Source organism: Candidatus Omnitrophota bacterium (assembly GCA_030695905.1).
Taxonomy (GTDB): domain Bacteria; phylum Omnitrophota; class Gorgyraeia; order 2-01-FULL-45-10; family 2-01-FULL-45-10; genus CAZHPY01.
In genome coordinates, this window is the sequence record JAUYOL010000001.1 from 1 (window position 1) to 25,954 (window position 25,954).

The window sequence follows — 25,954 nt, forward strand, 5'->3', positions numbered from 1 at the left end:
GCGCCCGGGGCACGCGTTCTTTGATATACGTGAACGGCAGAATGTCATAGAGATAAAATATTAGGCTCTTCGCGAAAAAATTGTCTTTTTGCTATGGCCGTGGTGTCTTTAGTCTAGTGCCCTCGACGGGGAGATTGGACATTTACGCTGTGTTTAAGCTGTGCCCACAAGGACGCATCCGCAACAACTAACGCTCATGTTTGCAGCATTCTCCTGAAGGTATATCTTTCCCGTGGGGACAAATCTTCGGATGCCCTAAAAAAGTACATATCTTATCGGTCGCCTCCTGAGTTAAAATATGCTCCAGCTCACAAGCGTCTTTGTTTATCCTTATCCTGTCCATATGCAAAATATTAAATAACAATGTTTCTGCTAAACGATGACGGCGGACTATATCCCTTGCCAGGATTGCCCCCTCTTCTGTCATGGAGATATTACCTTCCTGGATACGAAGCAAATTAGATCCGGATAAATGCTCTAAAAAGGCCTTGTCCACTGTTTTGAGCCTTCGCAATAATTCCGAAATCTTGCTTACCCCTCTTTCCTGCAAGGACCATATACCCTCCAGCACTTCATCTTTAGTTTTATCAAAATTACATGCGCTTACCGGAATAGCTACTATCTTTCCATGCTCTAAATATATCTGCCTATCGGCCATCCTGCCCAACTCGGGATTATGAGTCACCATGACAATGGTATGCCCCTCTGAATGCAGTTTATTAAAGATAGCCATTACCGCTTTCTCATTGGCCTCGTCGAGATTTCCCGTCGGTTCATCCGCTAATATTAAACCTGGGTAGTTAATAAGCGCCCGGGCGATACACACCCTTTGCTGTTCGCCTCCGGAAAGCTGGCCGGGCAGATGCGCGGCCCTATCTTTAAGGCCCACCTTATCAAGGGCCTTCATAGCTTCGTCTTCATCCGCCATGCTGTGATAGTATTGGGCGATCATTATATTTTCAACGGCGGTCAAATAATTGATCAGGTGAAATTCCTGAAATATAAATCCGATCCTTTCCCTTCTTATTTTCGTCAGCTCTTCATATTTCAATTTGGATAGATCCGCGCCTTCCAATGTGATTTGGCCGTTTGTCGGTTTATCCAGGCAGCCGATTAAATTAAGGAGCGTGGTTTTGCCGGATCCCGAAGGGCCCATGATAGACACCCATTCCCCGGGCCTGATAGATAATTGTATTTCTTTTAAGGCATGCACCTGGCCGTATTTTTTTGTAACATTCTTAAAACTTATCACATCCATAACATTATTCTCCTCTCAATACAGTTGCAGGCTCTATTTTTAAGGCCATCCTTATCGGCAAAAGCCCTGCCAGCGAAGATATCGCCGCTGAAACCACTACAGTTATCGGTATTACAATCAATCTGAATGATATTGCGCTTCCGAATACGCTTTTGCCGATGACCTGCACAAGGATAAAACCGGCAAGATATCCAAAGAAACCCGCGTTGACTCCTAAAAAAGTTGTTTCAGCCAGAAATTCAATCAAGATATCCCTGTTCCTGGCACCCAATGTCTTTCTTAAGCCTATCTCCTTTTGCCGCTCCAGGGTCATCGCTGTCATCGTAGCCCCCACGCAAAGAAAAGTTGAAAAAAGAACGATGATGGTCACGAGAAGAAGGAGGAGTTTTATTTTATTAATAATCAACCCTTCGGATTGAGAGATCCTGCGAATTAAACTTAAAGAAATATCACTGTAACTCTTTTCTATCCGCTTACCCAGCTCCTGTAATTGGTCTGAGCTTCCCATCATGCTCAGATACACAATATTTATCTCATCATTTCTTCCGGATAACTCCTGCGCGGACGAAAGATTACAGAATACCTGGTTTTCTTCCTGGCCTCCCGTTTTAATAATTCCTTCTATGACAAATTCCTTTGTCTTAGAAGTAAGTGTATCGGAAAGTTTTATCTTTTCTCCTATTTTGAGCCCCAACTTTTTGGCGACCTCATAACCGACCAGGATGCCGTTTTTATCTCCCCTTTCGCCGATCCATGCTCCGTTAATCTTCCAGTATGGATAGACCTTTTTTATCTCATCCGGCCATGTGCCCGCCAGGACTACTCTTTGAGCGTTAATTTCGCTTATTGTATATAGATAAGGTATTGCGCCGATAAGCTTCTTTTCATCCAGCGAGCGGATCATGCTCTTTAGATCCGCCTCTTTAAAATAATCTGCTTTCCCGGTATCGCGGGGCGAGATCACAATATTGGCGCCGTAAGAACGTAGTTCCCTGTTCATCTTCAGGTTTATATCATAATAAAGGCTTAAAAGGGCCGATACTACGCATGCGGCAATACTCAAAGCAAACAGAGCCAAAAACAACCGGAACTTCCTCTGAGTAAATGACTTTTTTATTACTCTAAAAAACAATACGATATTATTGTTCATGCAAAACCTCGATCGGCCTTAAGGCCAGGATAAACTTTATAGGTGAGAGGCTTCCTATAATCGCGATACACGTTGACAGGAAAAAAACTACCGGCAGGACAATCGGCTTAATTGAAACGCCATATCCAAAAACGCTCCTGGCAATTACTTGACAAAATAGAAAACCTGCCGCGTACCCTAATAGGCTTCCGCATATACTTATTATTACTACTTCGGCTATAAATGCTCCGGCTATTCTAAATGAATCCGCGCCGAGGGCTTTTGACAGCCCGATCTCTCTTGTCCTTTCCAGGACTGATGTAGTCATGAGGCTCCATATACCGAGGCCGGCCATTATCATCGCGAAGGCCGTCAAAATGAACATAAGGATCTTTAGTCTTGTTAAGATATTGCCCTCTGCCTCAGCCACTTTTCTTATGGGCTTGGCGCAGACGGTCGGGATTGCCTCTTCGATCTGAAAGGCCACTGAGCTGACATAAGCGGTGCAATACCATTTTTCGAATTCGGCGCTCGTCAAGCTATCGGGATCCTCGGACGCATGATCGGACAATTTATTATTGGGCGTGGTCAGCGCACTTACCTCTACCTCCTGCACATGACCCGTCAAATTCATTTTTTCCTGCAGAAACTTCAACGGGACGTAAAACTTTTTTATGTTTTGGTCGTCTCCTTTTACAATCCCTTTTACATAGAGCTCTGAGTCTATTAAACCATCCGGCCCATAAATAACTATTTTTACGGGTTCGCCGGGCTTAAGAGAGAGGGCCTTTTCGGCGGCTTCATTGACGAGCGCCGCGCTATAGTCTGATTCATCATCTATCCATTCTCCCTTTACTGCCAGGTAGGGTCTTGTTTTTTTAATCCCTTCGACAAAAGTTTCTCCCGTAGAAATAGTATTATTTTTCTCAAACCACGTCCCGTCAATGACAAATTTGTGATTATTAACCTCTCCCGTGCCGGTCAGGTGCGGAGCGAATCCTTTTATGTTATAGCGCCAAAATATCATTCTTAAGTTTTCCAGATACTTTTCCTCTATGAACGACCTGTTTTTAATAGGATTGAAATCGATCCCTTCTATTTCGAAAGGCAGGCTTCTTTCTTTTGGAATTACGAGAATATTAGCCCCGTAAGTTTTTAGTTCTTCGGCCATCTTGTCGGAGATGTCCAGAGATATATTAAGCAGAGCCGTCGCGACGCTCGCTCCTAAGGCAAGGCAGGCTATAGCCAAAACCTTATTTCTTTTCTGCCGCATAAAAGATTTTTTTAATACCCTTATAAACATATCTTAAGCCTTTACTCTCTGAATACTTCCTTCTTTTTTTCTATATCAGAAACCTTGATCGATAAGAAATCGTTTTCCTTCCTATAGGCAAGCGGGATAGGATTGCACCCACCGGGTAATCCTATCGTATCAAGATTCATCATTACATCGCAGGCCAGGCAGACGATCTGGCCTTTTTTCCTCTGATAATAGCCGACGGGCCCGCAAATATCACAGGCATCAAAACCTATGCCGAAAATACCCGCTCTTTTTTCAACGATAATAAAACGGATGTTAACCCCGTCTTCGGTAGCGCAGGAAAAACGATGCAGGTTTCCGTCGCTCACAGCTTCAACAGGAATGCGCACCGCTCCATTTTGAGGAACTGTTTTTTCGGATGGCGACAGCGTTATCTTTCTGGAGGCCCAGGCATAATTAGCGATCATAATAGCTATCACTATTGCCAAAGATAAATAGCCGGATCTTATCCAGTAATTTCTGATTAAGTGTGCGGCTTTTATCTTACGCTTTTCGGCAGGATTTAAATTGCTCCTCTGTCTATTCTCACCCTTGTACCTTCCTATAAATAAACCGGCCCCTAATACAAACAATAGCACATAACATGTCAGCTGGCGATAATTTATCAAAGGGGCCACGATAGTGACAGTCTTCGCGGTCGCGGGTAAAAATCCTAAAACGAGGAGGCCGGACGCCAGAATAATCAGAGCATGGGCCATACTGCTTATAAAAACGACGAAAACCAGGAGAAGCGATCTCTTTTTATCCAAAAACCGGCTGATCCGCGCAAAAATCTTACCCAGGATGATTGCTATGCCGCCGCCCAGCATCCCCGCGACAATCTTAAGGATAAGCTCTGTATTTAGATTGTTTTCAGCGCTAAAAATAGACCGGGAGAATAAGGATATTTCTATAAAATCCTGCAGGGATAAAAGAAAGGCGATATTGAAAATTAAAGATTTTTTAAACTTAAAGGCGTTCGGGCGCCGCATAAAAACAAATACGGCAAGGCATAGAATTATTGCCAATAATGCCCAGACCGCGTCAAATTCTTCTCTCAGTTTGAAAAACTTCAAAGGGCATGCTGATAAGACTCCGGCAAGGAAAGAACAGGCCAGGCCCCACCACAAACATTTCTTTAATCTTTGCAGATCCAGACGCTCGAGCAAGATCGCCCCGGAGGCAAAGGTTAAAGCTATCCTTATGCCCTTTTCTAAAATAAAAGCTATTACCTCTAGCATCAGCTATATTTTTTACCCTTTTTAAAATTTTATCTGCGTCTGCACATAGAAATAATTGATATCCTTACGCGAATCTACGGCGTCCTTGAAAAACCTTCCGAGAAAAAACCGGTTCGCGCTGAGTATCAAGTTTACATTTTCCGTGATTTTAAAATTGGCTATCACGTTGACTTCGCTTCCAATGTTACGGCTTATATCGGCCGGTGTTTTATCCGCCAGAAAATAATGGTAGTCGATGTTCAAGTTTATCCTAGGATGCAAATCCATTGATATGCCACCGATTATAATGTGCATACCACTTGCCCTGAAATCGCCTACTGTAATACCGCTCACATCCGGGACAAGGCTTATATCGCCTACAATGTATTGGTCATTATATATGTTTCCATGGAATTCACTGTAATATTTGTCATCCGTCTTATTATCACCGCTTCCAAAGGCATAGCCCGCGAAGAGGCGCGGATTATATTTTGATTTGAACGTGTACCCCGCTTCAACGTGCCCTCCATACGCGCTGATCGTGTCGTGGGCTCCGCGTTCCTCGTTCTCTATATTGCCGAATTGATAAAGCGGCTCAATCTCGTAATCAAACTGTTCCATGATCTTACCCGCGAACCTTGTTCCGATCGTATACCACGTGGCGTCATCCGCCAGGTCTGAATGGAAAAATTCGAAACCGCCATGGTGATAGAAGAAATAAAGATCGGCTGTCGTATCTTCCGTAATTTCGTATTGTGAGTACGCGCCATACAGGGCCGGCCTGTCTTTACTTGTCCCTTTATTAAGATTAACATATCTTGCTGCTATCCCATCTACCCAGAATTTGTCGCCCAATAAAACCCTAGCCTTTGCCGCGTCCCACACGAGACCGTCATAAAAGTCATTCGTACCCAGGAAAAATCCGGAGCCGTAACATAGCTGCTGCCGACCCACCTTTGCTTCCAACGGTATATGCTCCATATCGGAAAGTTCCGCGTATGCCTGATAGAGATTGCCCTTCGAATAATCGCTGTCGCCTTCATTGTCTTCGCGCATATAGAATTGCCCCTCGGCAAAGACTTTAAGCTCTTTTATGGGGCTGAGCAAAAAATTCACCCTGGTTCTCGAAAGTATCTGCTCATCGTGCGTATCAGGCGCGTAGCTGAAATCGCCGAGATTCTGATTTGTCACAAAATCGCCGCGCACCCTCTCTTCGGCGCCTATATTATAGGTAATGCCCTTTTTCTGGGCTGTCTTTTCTTCGTGTTCATCATGGATTTTATCGTGAATCTCGCCCCGGGTTTGGCATTCTTCATTAGCCCATAGAGGATGCGCCAATAATAAGACCGCCGATACAATTATTATTATTTGTCCTTGCTTATACCACATGCCAATATTCTCCTTTAATTTATTCTCTTCTCACTATTACCATTTTCTGGGAACATATGGAAAGTCCCATTCAACCACAATAGGCTTTCTCCAGAATCTACCCGGCACGCCGGTTTCACTGTCTGTGTGCAGCATAAAGTCCTGTTTTAAGGGAGACTCTATAATAAATGTAACCTTATAATTACCCGCTCCCGCCATCTTTATATTGGCTCCATAGTGAGGGCCGTCGTCGGCGTTCATCGGCATGAATGTGCCTTCTATCACCTGCCCGTTATTTGTATTTTTCAGCTTATACGAGATGGACAGATACGGTATCCATTCTCCGGAGCCAAAACCCACCCTGTTCCCTGCTGTCGCCTTGATATCGCATTCAAGGTGCAGATCCGATTTCTCAGGTGTTAACCCCATCATCGGCTCCATGGGAACAGGCTGAAAATATACCGCGGCTATCTCCATGAATTCAGCCTCCTGTGGATCACCGATAGGATACTCGGTAAAGCCAAACGCGCTTCCGGCTAAACAACATAATGCAAACGCTGCCATGATAAAACTAAACACACCACTTTTTACTCTACCCATGATTTCCTCCTTTTTTTGAAAACGTTACACGTAAACCGACCAGTGCGGCTATTATCAATAAACCCTGGGGTATGATGGTCTGCCAGTAGGGATATATTCCGAGAAACGGCGCACTTGGGCCGCTGATTATTAAAGACGGATCAATGAGCCCGCCCTCTATAAGTTCCATTATGCCTTTTCCCGCAAAGACAAATGCCATGTAATAGAGAAGGGCGCTCGTAGCGATAAAAAACGGTTTTAACGGTAGTCTCATGCTTCCAAAACGGACTCCTATAAATACGGCGGTGAGCGCAATACAGCCGATAATAAATCCGCCGAAAATAACCCCTACTCCTGCCGCGCCCTGGCCTGGCACAAGCGCGGAATAGAAAAGGACCGTTTCCGCCCCTTCACGATAAACCGCCAGGAATGCGGCAAACCACAAGGCATACATACTCCCTGTGGTCAATGACCTGTCCACCTTACCTTTAATATAGCTCATCCATTTATGCGCCTCCACCTTGCTGATCAACCAGAAGCTCACGAAGAAAAGAACAACGACCGCGATGAGCATGGTAATCCCTTCCATAATTTCCTGATTAGCGGCATTGATACGAAAGACCCACTTTACCAATATGCCGGTGATAATACTTAAGGCGATCGCGATAATACAGCCGTGATAAATTATCTTTACCTTATCCTTATGCCCTGTCTTGATTAAATAGGCTATGATGGCGCATATGATAAGGATTGCCTCGAATCCTTCCCTTAAGATAATGAAGAATGAATAGAAAAAGAGCGCCGCGGGGGCTTGCGACTTTTCTTTATTGCGATCCAGCTCGTGAAGCGTTACTTTAAGCTCCGCGAGCAACTCTTTTATGGAATCCTCTATGACTGGGAATGGGTCGCCTCTTTTTATCATTTTACGGATTTGAGCGAATTTAAATTCCAATTCGGAATTACGTTTGGCGGAAATGGTTCTCCGGATGGGGCCTTCCAGGTATTCAAAATTTTCGAAGTATGCGCTTTCCCATTCTGCCTTCGCGTCCTTCATCTCGCCTTTTCTATAAAGCTCCAGGGCCCTTTCGGAATGTTTCTCGATCCCGACGACATAATCACTTAATTTTTTTCCTGCACCGCTATCCTGCGCCACACAAGCATGCGTCTGAAAGGCGAGAAACAGCGCCGCAATCAGCATTATCTTTCGTATCATCTCGGTAAAAACCTCTTTCTTTATTGAAAACAATTTTCAATTACTAAACAAAAAAAACTATTTCTTATGTTTGCTGCATATCCCGAATATCTGAAGCTTGTGCCTCAACGGGGTAAAATGCTTTTCTTTCGCTAATTTTTCCTGCAACTCCTCTATTTTCGGCTTTACCACTTCCGTATAGCTTCCGCATTTGACACAGATAAGATGATCGTGATGTTCATGTCCATATCGATGCTCAAACCTTGATATGCCGTCCCCAAAATCGACCTCATTGCAAAGGCCGGCTTCTTCCAGCAATTTCATCGTCCTATATACGGTAACATAGCCTATTTTGGGGGTTTTTTTCTTCACGATTTTGTATAATTCGTCCGTAGAGAGGTGCATCTCCACCGAGAGGAATACTTTCAGTATCTCTTCCCTCTGAGGCGTGTATCTTAGACCCTTCTCCCTGATAAACTTTTCCAGTATCTCGATCTCTTTTTTCATGTCATCTTCCACCTTTGTATGATTTTTTATTGAAAAGTGATTTCAATAATATCACGCTCATCGATTCCTGTCAAGAATTATTTTTAATTTTATCTAAAAACCTTCTCTAAGATAAAACCGCAGGACATAAGCAGAGAGAAAACGATAATCAGCGCAATCGCTGAGGCATTAGCGGGAAGAAGTTTCTGAACATCCATATAGTGTTTATGCGCTGTCTTTGCCGTTTTAAAACTAAGTGGAGCGCTCAAGAATACCAAAACGCACGATAGGGGAAAGATTTTCATTATCAGACCTATCAAGGTAAGTACGAATGCTAGCGGCTGCAGCCAGATAAAAACCAGCGCCGCGTTTTTTTTACCTAAACGCACTACCAGATTTTTTTTACCGGTCTTATCATCTGCTTCAAAATCCGGAATTTCATTTATCCATAGAACCAAACCGGCTAGAATACCCGTAATAACGCCGGCACATAGGGACACCTTGTCAAAATGCCGAACTTGCGCGTAATACGCACCGCTCACCAAGAGTGGACCAAAGCCTATAACTACAGACAATTCGCCTAAGCCTCTGGCGGAAAGATTGACCCGCGGCTCGACATAGCCGACAGCCAGAAACATCCCGATTATACCCAAAACCAATACAGGCCAGCCGCAAAGAACGACCAAAACCAAGCCGATAGCCGCGCCCGCACTCAAGAGCCCGATGCCTGCCTTAAGCAAAGTCTGCGGCTTAATAAGGTTTTCTTGTATAACCCTTGAGCCGCCGCTATATGGCGTAACGGTTTCATTAATATTATCCGTTCCGCTCAAAAAGTCAAAATAGTCGTTCAAGCAGCTTGCGCCGAAATGGATGCAGGCCGAGCTCACCAAAACCGCTAAAAATAAGCCGAAGTTAAAATACCCTTGGTTATAGGCTATCGCCGTACCCAGGAGAGTTAAAACAATGGTTAATAAAACAAATGGCGGGCCTAAAACCTTAAGCCAGGCATAAACCGTTTCTGTAGGCGACTGGGCAATAAGCCGCCGAATCTTAACCGGCATTGCTTAAGTTAAAATAAGGTTGAAACGATGTAATTGCCGTCTTTCTTCAGTGCGGGCGAAACGCCAACAGCGGTCTTTAACGCAAAAGCCTCCATTGAAACCGATTCGGGTGAAGCATATTTTTTTGACCCTGTACCCTTTTTGATATCCTGGTTCTTAGTCACTCCGGTTGATCTCATCTTGCTCATGCCGTTACCCTCCCTTTCTTTATTTATTCTTCCAATATTCCTTTTTCAACAAACAAACGTGCACATTCACTAACTTCAGATAAAAGACTTGAGAAGTCTGTAGTCTCAAATTCACCTGCCACTTTTTCTGCGATTGCTTCAATGTTATTGTTACCATCGCAAAGCTGGAAAATTTTCGCGGCTACCGGGTTTAATATCCTCGGTAGAGCAAAATCATCCTTATGGACTATTACAATCTGGTCATTTTCCCCATCCAGTCTCCAACGTAAATTTGTGGCTATCCTGGGTTTACTCATAATGGATATCTTCAGTGACATAGGGGATAGTCCTCTCCGCAATCAAATCCTTCATCTGTTCGTATTTCTTTATAAATGAAATCACTTCCGGCCGCTTCCAGCCTTCCTTTAAATATTCTTCCCAAATTTGTTTTATCGACTGCTTACGTAAATTGCCATAAGTGAAAGGCAATAGCAAGTCTAGCCTTAAAGTTGCTTCCGGAGTAATGATGCACCAGATATTGGGAGCAGCCGAACGCACGCTAAGGTAAGTCTTTAAAACCTGCTTTTCCGGAGAGGGTGCAATGATTGTCATTTTATCAGAATATTTCTTGGCCGATTCATCCAGTGATTTAAAAAATTCGGTATACTGTTTATCGCCCAGGGCGATCGAAGCGGAATTCAGGGCAGCCCGGCCTGTCAAGACCAGCATATCCGTGACAAAATACTCCAGATCCATTTCCGCGCAGAGCGCGATCACATTACCCACATCGAAATAATTCACGCTGGAGGGCACAAAGGAAACATGGACGCGCACGCCGTTATTTTTAAGCAGTTTTACCGCAGCGACGGATTTTTCCCAGCTGCCTGCCAAGCCTCTCGCTTTTTCATGGGTTTCGGCCGTTGAGCCGTCTATGCTGATCTGCACCCACTTTACCTTGAGTCGCGCCATTTCTTTTGCCGCGGCCTCGTCTACCTTGGTGCCATTGGTAATTATCCCTACTTGTATATCATATTCTCTTAACTTGCTGACGATCTGCGCCCAGTCATCGCGTAACAGTGCCTCGCCGCCGGTAAGATAAACCTCGAATACCCCTAATTCTCCCAACTGTTGGGCGATCTTAATAGCTTCGGAGGTATTAAATTCTTTTGCGGAAGACTTTGAATTAGCATTGTAATAACAATGTACGCAGGAAAGGTTGCATTTATTGGTCAATTCCCAAAGCCCAAAAATGGGGGCCTTAAAATACTTTGGCAGTATCTCTTTCTTATTTAAGGTATCGATGCGCTGCGTAAAACTATTTGTAAATGTTGGCTCGGACATAAGTTAGCATTTTATCTTGTTAACCTTATTAAATCAAGGGGAATTCCACTATTTTAAATTGTGCCAGTGACTATTTATCGAGGGTTTTTTAAATGTGCTTTCCGGACGAGAGACTGCTAATATCGACCGTTCCGTGCTTCATCTCATATTTCCATTTCCAAATCGCATATATGGGCGGGTAGACTAATAACTCCATAATAAAACTTGTAAATACACCGCCTATCATGGGGGCCGCGATACGTTTCATCATGTCAGCGCCGGTGCCCATGGACCACATGATCGGAATTAAACCCATAAACATAGCCATAACCGTCATCATCTTCGGCCTTATGCGCTTTACGGCGCCGTGAATTATCGCTTCCTTCAGATCTTCGTATGTCTTCATCCTGCCCTCTCTTACTCTCTCATTATATGAAAGATCCAGGAATAACAGCATAAAAACACCTGTTTCCGCGTCCAGGCCCATCAGCGCTATCATGCCTACCCAGACAGCGATAGAAATATTGTACCCAAGTATATACAGTATCCATATCGCTCCTACGAGGGAGAATGGCACCGCGAGCATGACTATGGAGGCCTTTACCGGAGACTTGGTATTCATGTAGAGCATGACAAATATTATAAAAATAGTTATCGGTATCACAAGCTTCAGTCTTTCTCTGACCCGCATCATATTTTCATACTGGCCGCTCCATTGTAAGCTATACCCTGTGGGTATTTTGAATTCTCTGTTTACTATATTTTTTGCCTCTGTAACGTAACTGCCGATATCGCGGCCGGCAATATCGACATAGACATAACCTGAAAGCATGCCGTTTTCGTCCCTTATCATGGCGGGGCCCGTGACGAGGTGTATGTCGGCGAGCTGGCCAAGCGGTATCTGCGCGCCGCTCATCGTAGGAACAAGTACGCGGCGAAGTTTATCCAGATCATCTCTTAATTCACGGGCATAACGCACATTAACCGAATACCGTTCTCTGCCCTCAATAGTAGTTGTAACACCTTCGCCTCCTATCGCTGACATTATCACCATTTCAGCATCTTTTATTGTCAGGCCATATCTGGCCAGTTGGTCGCGTTTAATATCAAAATCAACAAAATAACCGCCTGTGACACGCTCGGCATAGATAGAGCGCGTGCCTTTAACGCCCTTCAAGATCATTTCAAGATGCGTGCCTATTTTTTCTATTTCATCCAGATTCGCGCCGTATATTTTTATTCCCACAGGCGTGCGCACCCCTGTCGATAGCATGTCTATCCTTGCCTTGATAGGCATGGTCCAGGCATTCGTTACGCCGGGGAATTGGAGTTTTTCGTCCAATTCATTTATTATATCTTCCCATGTAATACGATCTCTCCAGATGGCCTTAAACGGCGCCTGTAATATATCCGGCATCCATGAATACCAGCGATGCACTTTTCTCCATTGATCTTCCGGCTTCAATATTATTGTGGTCTCCATCATGGAAAAAGGCGCCGGGTCCGTGGATGTCTCCGCCCTTCCCGCCTTACCGAATATCCTCTCAACCTCAGGCACAGTCTTTATAACTTTATCCATGGTCTGAAGCAGCGCCTGAGTCTCTGTTACGGATATGCCGGGTAAAGTGGTGGGCATGTAAAGTATAGAGCCTTCATTCAAAGGCGGCATGAATTCGTTCCCCAGCTTAAAATATATGGGGATGGTTAAAATCATTAATACTATGGCCGCTATTATTGTGGTCTTGCGGTATTTCAGGACAAACTTACAGGCAGGTTCATAAATAGCGAATAAAATTTTACTCACAGGATGTTTTTCTTCTGGATAATATTTTCCGACGGTAATCGCATTGACTATATTTGATAACCATTTGGGCTTAAAGTGCTTATAATCCATTCTTGTAAAGAGCATGCGCAGCGCAGGGTCGAGCGTGATGGCCAATATAGCGGCGATCGCCATGGCCAGGTTTTTGCTGGCCGCGAGCGGCCTGAATAATCTTCCTTCCTGATCGACGAGAGTAAATACCGGCAGGAATGCCACTGCTATGACCAGCAACGAAAAGAATACTGATGGGCCCACTTCCTTTAAGGCCTTCAGCCTGACCTCATGAAAATCCCCGACGCGCCCTCCCGACTGCCACAACTCCAGCTTCTTATAGGCATTCTCCACTTCCACGATTGCCCCGTCGACCAGAACTCCTATTGATATCGCTATGCCGGATAGCGACATGATATTTGAGGTCAACTTGAGTCCATATAAAGGTATGAATGAAAGCAGCACCGCAATCGGTATTGTAACAATGGGTATTATAGCGGAAGGAAAATGCCATAAAAATATCAGGATGACAATACTTACTATTATCATCTCTTCCGTCAATTGATGCTTCAAGGTGTCGATGGAGCGTTTTATTAACTCCGAGCGGTCGTAAGTGGTAACGAGCGCTACCCCTTCGGGTAACGAGGCCTTGACCTCCTGGATCTTTTCTTTAACACTGTTGATCACATTAAGGGCGTTCTCGCCCTGACGCATGACGATTATACCGCCTACTGTATCGCCCTCGCCATCAAGGTCAGCGACGCCGCGGCGTATATCCGGCCCTAGAACAACCGCGCCGACATTTTTTACTAAAATGGGCACTCCGGACTTGTCAACGCTGATAACTATATCCTCGATATCTTTGACGGATTTCGCGTAACCTCTGCCGCGTACCATGTATTCTTTGCCTGAAAATTCCACGAGCCGCCCGCCAACGTCATTATTTCCGTCGCGGATGGCGTCCACTATTTTAGCTATCGGGATGTTGTACTGCAGAAGAGCGGATGGGTTAACATTGACCTGATATTGTTTCTGAAAACCGCCTACGGACGCGACTTCTGCCACGCCCGGAACACTCTGCAGCCAATAGCGCAAATACCAATCCTGGAACGACCGAAGTTTTGCCAGGTCGTTTTTACCGGATTTGTCGACAAGCGCGTATTGGTACACCCAGCCCACGCCTGTCGCGTCAGGCCCCATTTCCGTTTTTACGCCTTCGGGCAATTTGGGGATTATCTTGCTTAAGTATTCCAACGTGCGGCTGCGCGCCCAATATATGTCTGTCCCGTCTTTGAATATGACGTATACGTAGGAAAATCCGAAGTCAGAAAATCCGCGGATCGCCTTGACTTTCGGCGCACCGAGCATCGCGGTTACTATAGGATATGTTACCTGATCTTCGATAATATCGGGTGAGCGGTCCCAGCGCGAATAGATTATAACCTGGGTATCGGACAGGTCGGGGATAGCATCAAGGGGTATATTCCTGACACAGTATACTGCCGCAACTATGGCCGCAACAGTAAATATTATTACTATATATTTATTCTTTGCGGAAAACTCTATTATTCTTTCGATCATATTATTGGCCGTGTTTGTGTTCGGCGCTTTGGGATGCGGCCTTTAACTTGCTTTCCGAATCTATCAGAAAATTGCCGCTCGTTATCACTATATCGCCTTCTTTCAAACCATCCAACACTTCATAATAACCTTCGGCCTTGGGGCCCAGCCTGACTTCGCGCGACTCCAAAACGCCGCTTTCTTCCGACAGGTAGACTATCTTTCTTAAGCCCGTATCCAGAACAGCGTCTTGAGGCACCGCCAATTTTTCGCCCATGTTTTCTTTGATCTTGGCGTTAACAAACATCTCCGGTTTTAATTTGTCGTCAGGATTCGGTATCTTCACCCGCACCTGATTGGTTCTTGTCGCAGGATCCAGCACCGGATTAATGGAAACTACAACGCCTTTGAATATTTCGCCCGGATAAGCAACCGCCTCTATCTCTACAGGTGTGCCGACTTTAACAAGGCCTATCTCGTATTCATAGATAGCTACATAAGCCCATACGCTTTCTCCTTTTGCGGGAAGGTAAAGGCTCGTATCGGCTTTTCTTGAATTTTGCAATTCGACTATCTGTTCATCGCTCATGCCGAGAAGCTTCAACTTGCGGCGAGCTGCCTGCGTAAGCGACTTTGCCCTTTCCACAACATCCAAAAGCGGCGAATCCTTCACATTATCTTCATTCTTAATTGCTTGAATAAATTCTTCCTGCGTTACCATCAATTGCGGGTCATACGCTATCTTGCCCGACGCGCGTATGGCCCTTATTAATTCTAATCTTTTGACGAGCTCGGTTCTCACCCCTATAAGCTGTTGTTTTTCAGGGCTTATCATCACGGTGGTACCGGAAACTGCTGCGGCTTGCGGCTGTTTTGTTATCTGGATGACCTTGCCGCTGGCCGTAGATATTACCTCTCCGCAAATAGGGCAGATTATCCTTTCGCCCGGTTTCAGCATCGTCTTCACGTACATGGTGCAATCTTTCATCGTGCAATCGTGTTCTATGCATACTTCTTCTAAGCTTTTTTCCGGCGCCTGCGTTACGGTTTTTGCGGGCTCCGGGGATTTTTCTATCTTCACTAATTTCATGCCGCATATAGGACAATCACCAGGCCTGTCTGATGTGTATGCCGGATGCATAGGACAACGGTACACGACCTTGTCTTGACCTGAAACGGTGCCTTCTTTTTGGGCGCATCCTTGAATTACAAACGATATGCCAAAAATCAGTACAAGCGCCGTTATCACTACTATAATATTCTTGCTATTTTTTCTCATTAGCTTCCTTCTCCTGTAATTCATCTAAAGTAATACCCATAGCCTTTTCAAGATCGGCAAGCGCTATCCTAAGTTCTAAGATCGCCTTGTAGTGGTCGATCTTAAAGTCTTCCAGATTACGCTGGCTGTCTAATAATGTCAGAAAATCTGTTACCCCCGAAGAATAGCCTTTTAACGAGGCCTTTACGGTCTCGTCTGCCTGCGGAAGAAAGGCCGTCTCATACAACTCCACCACTTTTTTATTGGCTTCCACTCTCGCGTGAGCATCCCTTACGTTGAACAAAACCATATTTTCTTTAGCTCTGTATTCCGCCTTTAACATATCAAGTTCGGCCTTCATCTCTTTTACGCCGAAAGCCTGTTTTTGAAAAAACCAAAGCGGCACCGTAACGCCGAGCATGCCTGCCCACATTCTTTTTTCAGTCTTGTCGGGCCCGACCATCTGTCTGAATCTTACGACAAAGTTCGGCATGAATTCATTGATCGACAAATCATATGCTGCTTTGCCCCTCTCTATGCCGTACCGGTACGCCTTAAGCTCCGGGTTATAAAATTGCGCGGTCGCATAGAATTTTTCGAGCGGATAATTAAACGAAATTGCGTCCTCAGCCGAAGGAAGCCCCATCTCTTCCTTAGGGTCTCTGTTCATGAGGGTATTGATCTTAGCCTGCGCGGAGAGCCTTTTCTGCTCGAGCATAATAAGTTCATTATCTATCTTTGCCAGTTCCACCTGGGCCCTCAAAGCGTCGGCTTGCGTCCCGGTATCTGTCGAATATCTTGCGGTTGCGCTTTCTGAGAATTGTTCGAGAAGATTTTTCTGGTCCTTTATCACATCAATTGATTTATAGATGAGAGAGAGTTCCGCATAGGCACTCTTGACTTGTGATATTATCTCTCTCTCTTTAGTTTTATAATTTTCATACGCCATCTTCGCCAATTTTGACGCTATCTTAGCGCGCAAATACAATTTCGTCGGGAAGGGGATCTCCTGCGTGATGCCGTAGGTAGTCATCGGTTTGCCGCTTAAGTCTCTGTCTGCGGTGATTCTATCATATTCCATATCGAACATCGGATCATCCAGGCTTGCCGCCTGCCAGATTCTGGCGCTCGCTGCTTCATACGCTCTTTTGACTACGGAAATTTCGGGGTTAGACTTGAGAGTCTCGTCGATAGTGGCTTTTAGGGTAAATGACCCTTCTGCAAAGGCATCATAATAGCCCAGCATGACACCCCCCAGAATCAAAATAAGAATTATAGCTATATATCTAATCTTCATATAATTATGTTATTATCGCAAATATAGCACATGAAACTTGTTTTGGCAAATACCGGCTCTTAACCGCCATAGTATAATCTGCTCTTATCCGCTTCTTTTGTACCTTCTCATTAACAAAGAGTTTCCTACTACCGAAACAGAACTAAATGCCATTGCCGCCCCAGCTATCATTGGATTCAGCAAAAATCCTGTAAAAGGATAGAGCAGCCCCGCGGCAATGGGTATTCCGACAATATTATAAAAAAACGCCCAAAAGAGGTTCTGCCTTATTTTACTCATGGTATATCCCGACAATTCAATAGCAGCGACCACATCCCGCAGGTCATCCTTTATCAAAGTAATATCCCCGGATTCAAGGGCTACGTCCGTACCTGAACCTATAGCAATACCCAAATCCGCCTGCGTCAGGGCAGGGGCATCATTTAGTCCATCGCCAACGAACGCGACTTTTATCCCTTCGGATTGTAAGCGCACGATCTCCTTTAGTTTTTCTCCCGGCAGTACTTCGGTTAAAACTTTATCTATGCCCAGCTCCTTCGCAATTACCTGCACTGTGCGCCTATTATCTCCCGACATTATAAGTATTTCTTTCCCCATTTTTTTAAGTCTAGAGATTGTATCATGCGCAAAATTTTTTAAACTATCTCTGAACGCCAAGAGCCCAGTTAACTTTTCATCTTTTATTAAATACACTACGGTCTTGCCTTCATTTTCCAACCTTCTCACATCCTCTTCCGCCATGCGGACATCAATACTTTTCTTTTGCATGAGGCTGCGGTTTCCCACAATAATTTCGCTGCCATTTATACTGCCTACTATGCCATTGCCCGGCAAAGACACGAATTTATCTACCGAATAAAGAGAAATTTTATTCGACTTCGCGGCGTTTATAACGGCTTCGGCTAAAGGATGTCCCGATTTGTTTTCTAAAGATACGCCGAGCCGTAAAACTTCCCGTTCGTCACAATTGTAAGTTTTTATATCCGTAAGCTGCGGCTTACCAATAGTCAGGGTCCCGGTCTTATCGAATATTACTACCTTAACCTGCCCGGCTATTTGTAAAGAGGCCGCGTTTTTGATAATAATCCCATTTTCCGCGGCCTTACCCGTGCCTACCATAACAGCCGTTGGTGTTGCTAATCCCAATGAGCATGGGCAAGCAATGATTAGTACGGATATAAAAGCACTTAGCGCAAAAACAAAATCTTTTCCTAAAAAAATCCAGCCAAAAAACGAAAGGCAGGCAATTATCAATACTGTTGGAACAAAGATGGCGGCGATTTTGTCTGCCAACTGCTGAACAGGAGCCTTAGACCCCTGCGCTTCTTCAACCAACTTTATTATCTGGGCCAGAGTTGTTTCGCGGCCCACCTTTGTCGCTTTAAATTTAAATGATCCGCTTTTATTTATTGTTCCCCCGATTACGGTATCGCCAATTGTCTTTTCAACCGGCATGCTTTCACCTGTGACCATAGACTCATCTACGCTTGAATAACCTTCGATGATCTTGCCATCAACCGGAATTTTTTCTCCGGGCTTAACTATAATGATGTCACCTATAATTAATTCCTCAACGGGCATTTTTTCTTCCATGCCATTTCTTACAGTGGCGGCTATTTTTGGCTTAAGACCCATCAGTTTTTTGATCGCTTGTGATGTTTTCCTTTTGGAAATCGATTCGAGGTATTTTCCCAACAAGATAAAAGTGGGCAGAAAAGCGGCTACTTCATAATAAAGATTTTGCATGCCAAATGACTTATCCTGTGACCATATCATAATGCTTACAAATAGACTATACAGGTAAGCGCTCCCCACCCCCAAAGCCACCAGGGTATCCATGCTGGCTCGATGTAGTTTAACTATGGTAGAAAATCCTCGACTGAAAAATTGATAGCTGCAGATTAAAACCCCTGTCGCCAAAATAAACTGCCATAATGCCATGGCCTCCATAACAAACTCAGGAACTGGTAAATCAACACAGGAACCCATCGAGATATACATCAGTGTGGAGGAGAGCGTTACCGCTATAATAAATTTTAATTTTAAGCGGTTTGTTTCTTTATCGGATTGTCTTTCCCTATTTAAAGAGGCATCTTCGGGCTCCGCGCTATAGCCTGTTTTTTTAATCGCTGTTATGATATCGAGTGTATTTATTGTTTCGGGATTATACTCTATATATGCCTTTTCTGAAGCAAAATTGACACGAGCGTTCTCGATGCCCTTAAATTTCTTTAAAGAGATCTCTATATTGGCTGCGCAGGAGACGCAATGCATCCCGAAAATATTTAAAATGATTTTTTTCATTATTTGATTCCCATTTGCAGAAGATATTTCTTTACACTTAGGGATGCCTTAGCCCCTTCTCCCGAAGCGATAATTATTCTTTTTCCAAAACAATTGGTAACATCGCCGCAAGCGAATATGCCTTCGACATTGGTGGAACAGTCGGGGTTTATTGCTATTTCTCCTTTTTCATTTAACTTAACCAGGTCCCTGCAAAATTCAGTGTTTGGAATAAAGCCCATCTCGATGAATACGCCACTACAGGAGACCTGTTTTGTTGTCAACTTATCGGAAGATTGGATGACAACACCATCTATTCTATCTTCCCCTTTGATTTCAATAACAGTATTGTTCTCGATGATATTTACAGCACCGCCCCTTTTAAGCTCTTTAATATTATATGGGTTGGCGGTAAGCCTATCTTTTGATATAAGCGATACTTTGCATCCCGCATTTTTAAGTTCGGTAGCTGCCCCAACAGCAAAATCTCCTCCCCCCACAACAACTACATCTGCTTCTTTAAATAACGCGGCGTCCTGGACATAATAATATGAAACTCCGCGCCTCACAAACTTCTCTTCACCTGGTACACCCAGTGTCTTTTGTTTTATCCCTGTAGCAATGATAAGCGCATAAGTAGTTATGCTGCTTTCGTCCTTGGTAAATACCTCAAAAATGTTTCCTTTCCGGATAATCTTAACAACTTCGTCTATCTTGTGCTCTAAGTAATGCTCATGTAAAAATTGACGCTCAAATTTCTCCACGAGCTCTTTCCCGCTAATAAAATCAAAACCCATGTAGTTTTTAATTTTTGCGCTGTTAATAGCCTGACCGCCGATATTATTTGTTACCACGAAAGTGTCGATTTTTAAAGCAGACGCATAAACAGCTGCTGTCAATCCTGCCGGGCCTGCGCCGATAATAACCAGGTCGTAAACATATTTCGCCATGGCCTCCTCTGAAGACCCCTTAAATTTTTCCAAGCATCCCTTGGAACAAAAAAAGTATTTTTTGCCTCCAATCTCAAAAACGAATTGTTCGCTTTCCACTCTCATGCCGCAAATAGGGTCTTTGATCATTCGAGCCCTCCTTTATTTAAAGAGTGAATGAAAAGATTTAAATCAAGATCCTTCTAATCAGTGCTTGCTGCCATGCTCGGTATTTTCATGTATAAGGCTATGCTCGATTGCGCCTATTCTTAAACATATATCAACAAGCGTGATGGTTGTAAAAATAATATATACAACGCCGGCGGCTACTAATAGTTTCCAGTAAATGGGCTTTATTTTATTCATAACCTTTTCCCTCATTTGTTAACGCGTATGGCCTTCATGTGTTGTATGTTCGCCGCTGGTAACCTCTTTCGCCTTTGCGATATATTTCTCCGGATTATTTTTGAATGCGTCGATGCACATCGGGCAGCAGAAATTGTAGATCTTGCCCTTATGTTCATAAGTCGTGTTTCCGTCCACTTCTTCACCGCTTATAGGGCAGGTCTTATTGCCTACATTAACGGCATCTGTGTCCTGCGCATATGCTTGACCTGAATCTTTATGGCTATCCATATCACACGACATGGCAAAAGATATCCCGCTCATCCCGAAAATAACTATCGCCGCAAACAATATAATTTTTATTTTACCGATCATCTTAATCTCCTTCCGTTATCTTTTTTCCATTTTTACTATTTCACTATGGGCAGTTTAACGTCTTGCCCCGGACAATATACAGCACCCTTCTTTACAACGCGCCACGGGTCTAATAAGCCAACGAATATAGTTTCTCGCCATTTTGATCATCCCCCTTTCTGATATCAGCTCGTCTTTCTAAATTTGGAGATTGTCTCCACCACTTCATTGATTTTCTTTAACTTTTCTATCTCGGACTTTCCTTTAAGAGCGGTGACAACACAGCCTTCCACATGCTTTTTGAAAATCTCATCCTCAACCCTGTAGAGCGCGCCTATGATAGAGCGTATCTGGGTAATGATATCTATGCAGTATCTTCTTTCCTCAATCATATGCTGTATGCCGCGGATCTGGCCTTCGATCTTGTTTAAAAACTTTATCTGCTCTTCATGCGTGGTTATCTGTTTTTTCATAGATATGCTCTCCTTTTTATACAGTGTAAGTATACCATACCCCCCTATGGTATGTCAAGTATTAAAAAATAAATGCGGCTAAATTTTTCTTACCACGTATTCCAAAATACAGTCGGCCTGTTTGGCAGCAGCTACATTCACTCGCGGTGATAAGGCGGGCTTATGGCAGATATCGGACTTAAGATCCCCTATCATGACGAGATTATCTTTTATCCTATGGACCCTTATATCGTCGCTTGAGCCGACACCGCCAAGACCTGAAACCGCTACGATAAACTTTTTCATCTGAAGTAGCTTTTCCAGAAGCATCCTCTTGTATTCGGCCGTATCAAGGCACTCCGCCACGATATCACATCCGCCGAATATCTCATCTATATTATTCTCGTCTATCTTTTTATTCACTGCTTTAAGTTTAAGGGCCGGATTTATCCTTAATAGGTTTTCTTTAAGCGCCTCTACTTTAATCCTGCCCACCTGATCCAGAAAATAGAACTGCCTGTCGAGATTCGTGGCATCCACCGTGTCGAAATCCGCTATAGTGAGATTCGCAACGCCCGCCCTTACTAAATTCATGGCGCAATTCGACCCTAAGCCTCCCGCGCCCGCGATCCCAATTTTAGCGGCCTGGACTTTTTTGAAACTCTCTTTGCCCAGCTTCTTAGCTATATCAGCGTGAAATATATCTATCGTCATATATGCATCCAATCTTTGAATACTGCCTGATACCCATTCTTGTCGAGCATCGCCTTTATCTCTTCTACGCCTCTTGAGTCTGATATCTCAAATTGGGCTGTGCAGTCATCGGCTTCATATTTTATCGTATGGCCTCCGACGCGTGTAGTGGAGCCAGCGGACATCCTCGTAATGCCCAAGGGTATCAGGTTCTCGCGCAATTCCGGCCTTTCGCGCGTAGACAGCGCTATCCCCAGTCTCGGAAGAAAAATTCTTAGGGCCAGTATTATCTGGACTAAATTTTTATCACTTACTTCATGATCCGCTCTAAAACCGCTTACCTGAGGCCTTATTCTGGGAAGCGACACTCCTATCTCAACATCCGGAAATTTGTCCCGCAGATACTTCGCGTGAAGGCCAAGAATAAATATCTCTTTTCTCCAATCGGCAAGCCCCAGAAGAACACCTATATTTATATTTCTCATGCCGGCCTTTGCTCCGCGCTCCGGCGCGTCGAGACGAAAACGATAGTCACTCTTTGGCCCTTTTGGATGCATATTATCATATATATTTTCGTCGTATACCTCCTGATATATAGTAAGCCCGTCGGCACCTTCGCAAATAAGCTGCGAATATTCTTCCTCGGTAAGAGAGTAGACTTCTATCGATATGGATGAAAAATATTTTTTTAGCAGCCTGACGCAATCTCTGATATAACTTACCGGGCTCATCGATCTGGATTCGCCTGTAAGTATGAGAATATGCCTTAAACCCGTCGAAGAAATGGCGCGGGCCTCATCTTCTACCTCTTTGAGAGTAAGCGTTCTTCTCTCTATCTTGTTATTAACATTGAAGCCGCAATACAGGCAAAGATTATCGCAGTAATTTGAAAGATACATCGGCGTATATAGCCCGATGGTCTTGCCAAAATATCTTAATGTAAGGCCACGGGCATTTTGAGCCATCTCTTCCAAAGAGCCTTCTGCCGCAGGAGACAGCAGGGCAGTAAATTTTTGAATCTCGGATTCATAACTGCCGGAATTTTTATATCTTGAAAATACTTCATAAAAACTCATATCTTTTCCTGCTAACTCTCTCTTAAAAATCCGGTTAATGGGCTGGATGCGCTTGCATTAATAGATTGGGACGGGATACCACCCAGATATCCGAGCCTTCCGGCCTTGACAGCTATGCTGAATGCTTTTGCCATAACGGCAGGATCTTGGGCTATAGCTATCGCCGTATTTACTAATACAGCCGCACAGCCTAATTCCATACAGTCGCATGCGTCGGAGGGCCTGCCAAGCCCCGCGTCTACAATAACCGGGATCTTTATCTCTCGCACTATGATCTCGATCAGCTCTCGTGTCTTAACACCTCTATTGCTTCCTATCGGAGAGCCCAGCGGCATTATGGCCGCCGCTCCTGCATCGACCATCCTTCTTGCTGCTGATAGATCAGGGCTCATATATGGGAATACCTTAAATCCGTCTTTGGCCAGTATCTCGGTTGCCTTTAATGTCTCCATGTTATCCGGCAATAAATATTTATTGTCCTGGATAACTTCTATCTTGACCCAATCGCACGCGCCAGTTGCCCTGGCCAACCGCGCTATTCTTACGGCCTCATCGGCATTTCTCGCTCCGGACGTATTAGGCATAACTATACAATTTTTTGGCACATAGTCCAGTATGTTTTCCGTCTTAGAGGCGCTATCAACCCTTCTTAAAGCAACGGTGGCCACTTCTATCTCTGATTCCTCCAGCGCCCGTTTCATTACAGAATAATTAGAAAATTTGCCTGTGCCGATAAAGAGCCTGTTTGATATCGATTTACCACCTATATTCAATATATCCTGCACTTTATCCTCCTCCAACAAAGCTGACTATCTCGACATTGTCGTTTTCTTTCAACGCGATGCCCCGCCACTCGTCTTTTGAAATTATCTTAAGGTTGTATTCTACCACTATATGTTCCGGCACGAGCCCTTTTGCCGATATGAGTTCCATCAAATTCACCGGTTTATCTATCGATTCACTTTTGCCGTTTATCTTTAGTACCATTTTTGATTGCCCTCTTAAATTCTTTGGTTTTTTTAACTACATCATCTGCCTGGGTAATGCCTCTTATTAAAGCTATATTCTTCGCCCCCTTATTAAGGCAGCCGCCTATATTCGCGAGATCTATCCCGCCGATAAAGAATACCGGTTTTTTCGCTATATTTAATACTTTATCTACTCCATCGATACCTATGCAATAATCCTTTGTTTCCGTTTCAAATAGAGGGCCAAACGCCACATAATCAAAATCTTTTTCGTTAGCTTCCCTGAACTGTTCTTCCGAATGAGTCGATATGCCTATTATTTTTTTGCGCCCCAGAAGACGGCGGGCCATTTCAAGAGAAAATAACTTAATGTCCTCCTGGCCCAGGTGGACCCCGTCGGCGCCTACCTCTTTCGCGAGCATAGGATCATCGTTGACTATGAATGTCACGTTGTTGTTTCTACAAAGACCCGACAACTTCTTGCCAAGCTCAACAAGTTCTTTGGCGGTCTTATTCTTCTCTCTCATCTGGATAATATCAACTCCGCCTTTAATGGCGTGCTTTGCGATCTCAATGGCATTGCGGCCGCATCCATATTCTTCGCTTATCACCAGGTATAGACTATAATCTTTTATTTTTTTCATACTCCTCAATAAAATGACCCTTGTGCCGAAGCATAAGGGTCCTTAAAATCTATTCCCCACGCTGGCATTATCCAGATCGGGTCCATTGGGTAATCCGCTTAAATCTTGCGGAACTCTCAGACCGAAATCATCGGCCTCCCCTCTTGTTCTGTATATTAAACCACCTGCCAAAATGTTTGTCAAACGAATACTTTATTATATTCTCAAGCTCTCGACTGTTTCTTTGTCTGCGGGTTTGGCAAAAATAGTATCTTTGGGCAAAGAGCCGGCCTCCCAATAATTAACGGCTACTGATTTTTCGCCGCGAAATTTGGTATGATATGCGGCCACGCTTGCCGCCAGATTAACAAGCTTATCGTCTGCCTTGCCTCTTAATATAGATAGCGGGCCCTGGTGGTCTTTCATTATAAAAATAATATCGCCGGATTTAGCAAGCGATTCTAAGATCTCGTTTTCCGCGGCGTCCCTGCCCACGACGAGCCTTACACTATCAGAAAGCCTGAAATGCCTGCCTACGGAAAGAATAGCAAGATTTTCTTTGATAAACTCGCCGTGCTTCATAGCTTCCTTAACCCTTTGCGCAAAGCAGGGGTCTGTAAGTAAGCATCCTCCGGCGGGGCTCGGATATTTTGTAATGCCAAATTTTTCCGCTAACGCCATCTGCGGCTTGCGGGACCTTCCTCTTATATCCAGAAGCTTTTCTCTGTCAACTATGCCTTCGAGCTCAGGCTTTGTGAGAGGCAGATTTTTTGCCGTAAGCGGCCTCAAAAGAATACCTCTGACTCCGGCGGTCTTCTCGATAAGATTAAGAGCGTCCTTCCTCTGCGACATCGGCCGCTCGCCCAGGACCTCCCCTGTCACCAAAAATGACGCGCCAAGCTTTTCCATGAGAGACTTGGCGTGTTTAAGCATATAAATTTTACAGTCTATGCAGGGATTTATGTTAGAGCCGTGGCCATACCGCGGATTCTTTACGATCTCGACAAAATCATCGGTTATATCTATGGTCTTTAGCTCGACTCCGAGCATCTTTGCCGCGGCCTGAGCGGGGCTTTCGCCCGTTTTTTTCGTGCCGCACATGCAGAGTTTCGCCGAAAAATTGACCGCAATGACATCGATACCCTGTTCAAGCATCAATTTCACCGCAAGGATGCTGTCTAACCCGCCGGAAAGCAAGACTATCGCCTTCTTATTCATCGACA

The 25,954-nt window shown here is 44.3% G+C and carries 26 protein-coding genes, 1 pseudogene and 1 riboswitch; all 27 genes and pseudogenes read right to left on the bottom strand.

Annotated elements, in window-relative coordinates:
• Positions 1 to 187: 187 nt before the first annotated feature.
• The gene (locus tag Q8R38_00005; GenBank protein ID MDP3790425.1) at positions 188 to 427 is read right to left on the bottom strand and encodes an iron dependent repressor, metal binding and dimerization domain protein; all 240 of its coding nucleotides are present in this window, start codon (positions 425 to 427) and stop codon (positions 188 to 190) included.
• A gap of 192 nt (positions 428 to 619) precedes the next feature.
• A pseudogene (locus tag Q8R38_00010) lies at positions 620 to 1,258 on the bottom strand (ABC transporter ATP-binding protein).
• 4 nt (positions 1,259 to 1,262) lie between these two features.
• Entirely contained in the window at positions 1,263 to 2,408 is a 1,146-nt protein-coding gene (locus Q8R38_00015) for an ABC transporter permease (GenBank protein MDP3790426.1), read from the bottom strand.
• A complete protein-coding gene (locus tag Q8R38_00020) occupies positions 2,398 to 3,690 on the bottom strand; it encodes an ABC transporter permease (protein ID MDP3790427.1) in 1,293 nt (430 codons plus the stop codon). Before Q8R38_00020 ends, Q8R38_00015 begins: the two co-directional genes overlap by 11 nt.
• Positions 3,691 to 3,701: 11 nt before the next feature.
• Positions 3,702 to 4,928: a Fe-S-containing protein gene (locus Q8R38_00025; protein ID MDP3790428.1), complete on the bottom strand. Its 1,227-nt coding sequence runs from the start codon at positions 4,926 to 4,928 to the stop codon at positions 3,702 to 3,704.
• Positions 4,929 to 4,949: 21 nt separating this feature from the next.
• Positions 4,950 to 6,296 (bottom strand): alginate export family protein, encoded by a 1,347-nt coding sequence (locus tag Q8R38_00030; protein ID MDP3790429.1) that lies wholly within the window; start codon positions 6,294 to 6,296, stop codon positions 4,950 to 4,952.
• A 36-nt stretch (positions 6,297 to 6,332) separates the two neighbouring features.
• On the bottom strand, positions 6,333 to 6,839 hold the full coding sequence (locus Q8R38_00035) for an iron transporter (protein ID MDP3790430.1): 507 nt from the start codon (positions 6,837 to 6,839) through the stop codon (positions 6,333 to 6,335).
• A 28-nt stretch (positions 6,840 to 6,867) separates the two neighbouring features.
• Entirely contained in the window at positions 6,868 to 8,067 is a 1,200-nt protein-coding gene (locus Q8R38_00040) for an FTR1 family protein (GenBank protein ID MDP3790431.1), read from the bottom strand.
• A gap of 57 nt (positions 8,068 to 8,124) precedes the next feature.
• On the bottom strand, positions 8,125 to 8,553 hold the full coding sequence (locus Q8R38_00045) for a transcriptional repressor (GenBank protein MDP3790432.1): 429 nt from the start codon (positions 8,551 to 8,553) through the stop codon (positions 8,125 to 8,127).
• A gap of 89 nt (positions 8,554 to 8,642) precedes the next feature.
• Complete coding sequence (menA, locus tag Q8R38_00050; protein ID MDP3790433.1) at positions 8,643 to 9,593, bottom strand: 1,4-dihydroxy-2-naphthoate octaprenyltransferase; 951 nt, start codon at positions 9,591 to 9,593, stop codon at positions 8,643 to 8,645.
• Between the two features lie 8 nt (positions 9,594 to 9,601).
• Positions 9,602 to 9,781, bottom strand: coding sequence for a hypothetical protein (locus tag Q8R38_00055; GenBank protein MDP3790434.1), 180 nt, complete (start codon positions 9,779 to 9,781; stop codon positions 9,602 to 9,604).
• A gap of 23 nt (positions 9,782 to 9,804) precedes the next feature.
• Positions 9,805 to 10,077: a PqqD family protein gene (locus tag Q8R38_00060; GenBank protein MDP3790435.1), complete on the bottom strand. Its 273-nt coding sequence runs from the start codon at positions 10,075 to 10,077 to the stop codon at positions 9,805 to 9,807.
• The gene (locus Q8R38_00065; protein MDP3790436.1) at positions 10,070 to 11,101 is read right to left on the bottom strand and encodes a radical SAM protein; all 1,032 of its coding nucleotides are present in this window, start codon (positions 11,099 to 11,101) and stop codon (positions 10,070 to 10,072) included. The genes Q8R38_00060 and Q8R38_00065 overlap by 8 nt, the downstream gene beginning before the upstream one ends.
• An 88-nt stretch (positions 11,102 to 11,189) precedes the next feature.
• Positions 11,190 to 14,474: a CusA/CzcA family heavy metal efflux RND transporter gene (locus Q8R38_00070; GenBank protein MDP3790437.1), complete on the bottom strand. Its 3,285-nt coding sequence runs from the start codon at positions 14,472 to 14,474 to the stop codon at positions 11,190 to 11,192.
• Position 14,475: 1 nt separating this feature from the next.
• Positions 14,476 to 15,732 carry an efflux RND transporter periplasmic adaptor subunit gene (locus Q8R38_00075; protein MDP3790438.1) on the bottom strand — a complete coding sequence of 419 codons (1,257 nt, stop codon included), beginning with the start codon at positions 15,730 to 15,732 and terminating at the stop codon, positions 14,476 to 14,478.
• Entirely contained in the window at positions 15,719 to 17,008 is a 1,290-nt protein-coding gene (locus Q8R38_00080) for a TolC family protein (GenBank protein ID MDP3790439.1), read from the bottom strand. The genes Q8R38_00075 and Q8R38_00080 overlap by 14 nt, the downstream gene beginning before the upstream one ends.
• Positions 17,009 to 17,092: 84 nt before the next feature.
• Positions 17,093 to 19,312 (bottom strand): heavy metal translocating P-type ATPase, encoded by a 2,220-nt coding sequence (locus Q8R38_00085; protein MDP3790440.1) that lies wholly within the window; start codon positions 19,310 to 19,312, stop codon positions 17,093 to 17,095.
• Positions 19,312 to 20,370, bottom strand: a complete 1,059-nt coding sequence (locus Q8R38_00090) for an FAD-dependent oxidoreductase (GenBank protein ID MDP3790441.1) — start codon at positions 20,368 to 20,370, stop codon at positions 19,312 to 19,314. Before Q8R38_00090 ends, Q8R38_00085 begins: the two co-directional genes overlap by 1 nt.
• Positions 20,371 to 20,427: 57 nt before the next feature.
• On the bottom strand, positions 20,428 to 20,586 hold the full coding sequence (locus Q8R38_00095) for a hypothetical protein (GenBank protein ID MDP3790442.1): 159 nt from the start codon (positions 20,584 to 20,586) through the stop codon (positions 20,428 to 20,430).
• An 18-nt stretch (positions 20,587 to 20,604) separates the two neighbouring features.
• Positions 20,605 to 20,940: a YHS domain-containing protein gene (locus Q8R38_00100; protein MDP3790443.1), complete on the bottom strand. Its 336-nt coding sequence runs from the start codon at positions 20,938 to 20,940 to the stop codon at positions 20,605 to 20,607.
• Between the two features lie 164 nt (positions 20,941 to 21,104).
• Positions 21,105 to 21,392 (bottom strand): metal-sensitive transcriptional regulator, encoded by a 288-nt coding sequence (locus tag Q8R38_00105; GenBank protein MDP3790444.1) that lies wholly within the window; start codon positions 21,390 to 21,392, stop codon positions 21,105 to 21,107.
• A gap of 78 nt (positions 21,393 to 21,470) precedes the next feature.
• The gene (gene thiF, locus Q8R38_00110) at positions 21,471 to 22,085 is read right to left on the bottom strand and encodes a sulfur carrier protein ThiS adenylyltransferase ThiF (protein ID MDP3790445.1); all 615 of its coding nucleotides are present in this window, start codon (positions 22,083 to 22,085) and stop codon (positions 21,471 to 21,473) included.
• A complete protein-coding gene (gene thiH / locus Q8R38_00115; GenBank protein ID MDP3790446.1) occupies positions 22,082 to 23,140 on the bottom strand; it encodes a 2-iminoacetate synthase ThiH in 1,059 nt (352 codons plus the stop codon). The genes thiF and thiH overlap by 4 nt, the downstream gene beginning before the upstream one ends.
• A gap of 11 nt (positions 23,141 to 23,151) precedes the next feature.
• Positions 23,152 to 23,925, bottom strand: coding sequence for a thiazole synthase (locus Q8R38_00120; protein ID MDP3790447.1), 774 nt, complete (start codon positions 23,923 to 23,925; stop codon positions 23,152 to 23,154).
• Between the two features lies 1 nt (position 23,926).
• Positions 23,927 to 24,127, bottom strand: coding sequence for a sulfur carrier protein ThiS (thiS, locus tag Q8R38_00125; GenBank protein MDP3790448.1), 201 nt, complete (start codon positions 24,125 to 24,127; stop codon positions 23,927 to 23,929).
• On the bottom strand, positions 24,099 to 24,752 hold the full coding sequence (gene thiE / locus Q8R38_00130; protein ID MDP3790449.1) for a thiamine phosphate synthase: 654 nt from the start codon (positions 24,750 to 24,752) through the stop codon (positions 24,099 to 24,101). Before thiE ends, thiS begins: the two co-directional genes overlap by 29 nt.
• Positions 24,753 to 24,788: 36 nt before the next feature.
• Positions 24,789 to 24,904: riboswitch (TPP riboswitch) on the bottom strand.
• A 43-nt stretch (positions 24,905 to 24,947) separates the two neighbouring features.
• Positions 24,948 to 25,949: a 7-cyano-7-deazaguanine synthase gene (locus Q8R38_00135; GenBank protein MDP3790450.1), complete on the bottom strand. Its 1,002-nt coding sequence runs from the start codon at positions 25,947 to 25,949 to the stop codon at positions 24,948 to 24,950.
• Between the last annotated feature and the right edge of the window lie 5 nt (positions 25,950 to 25,954).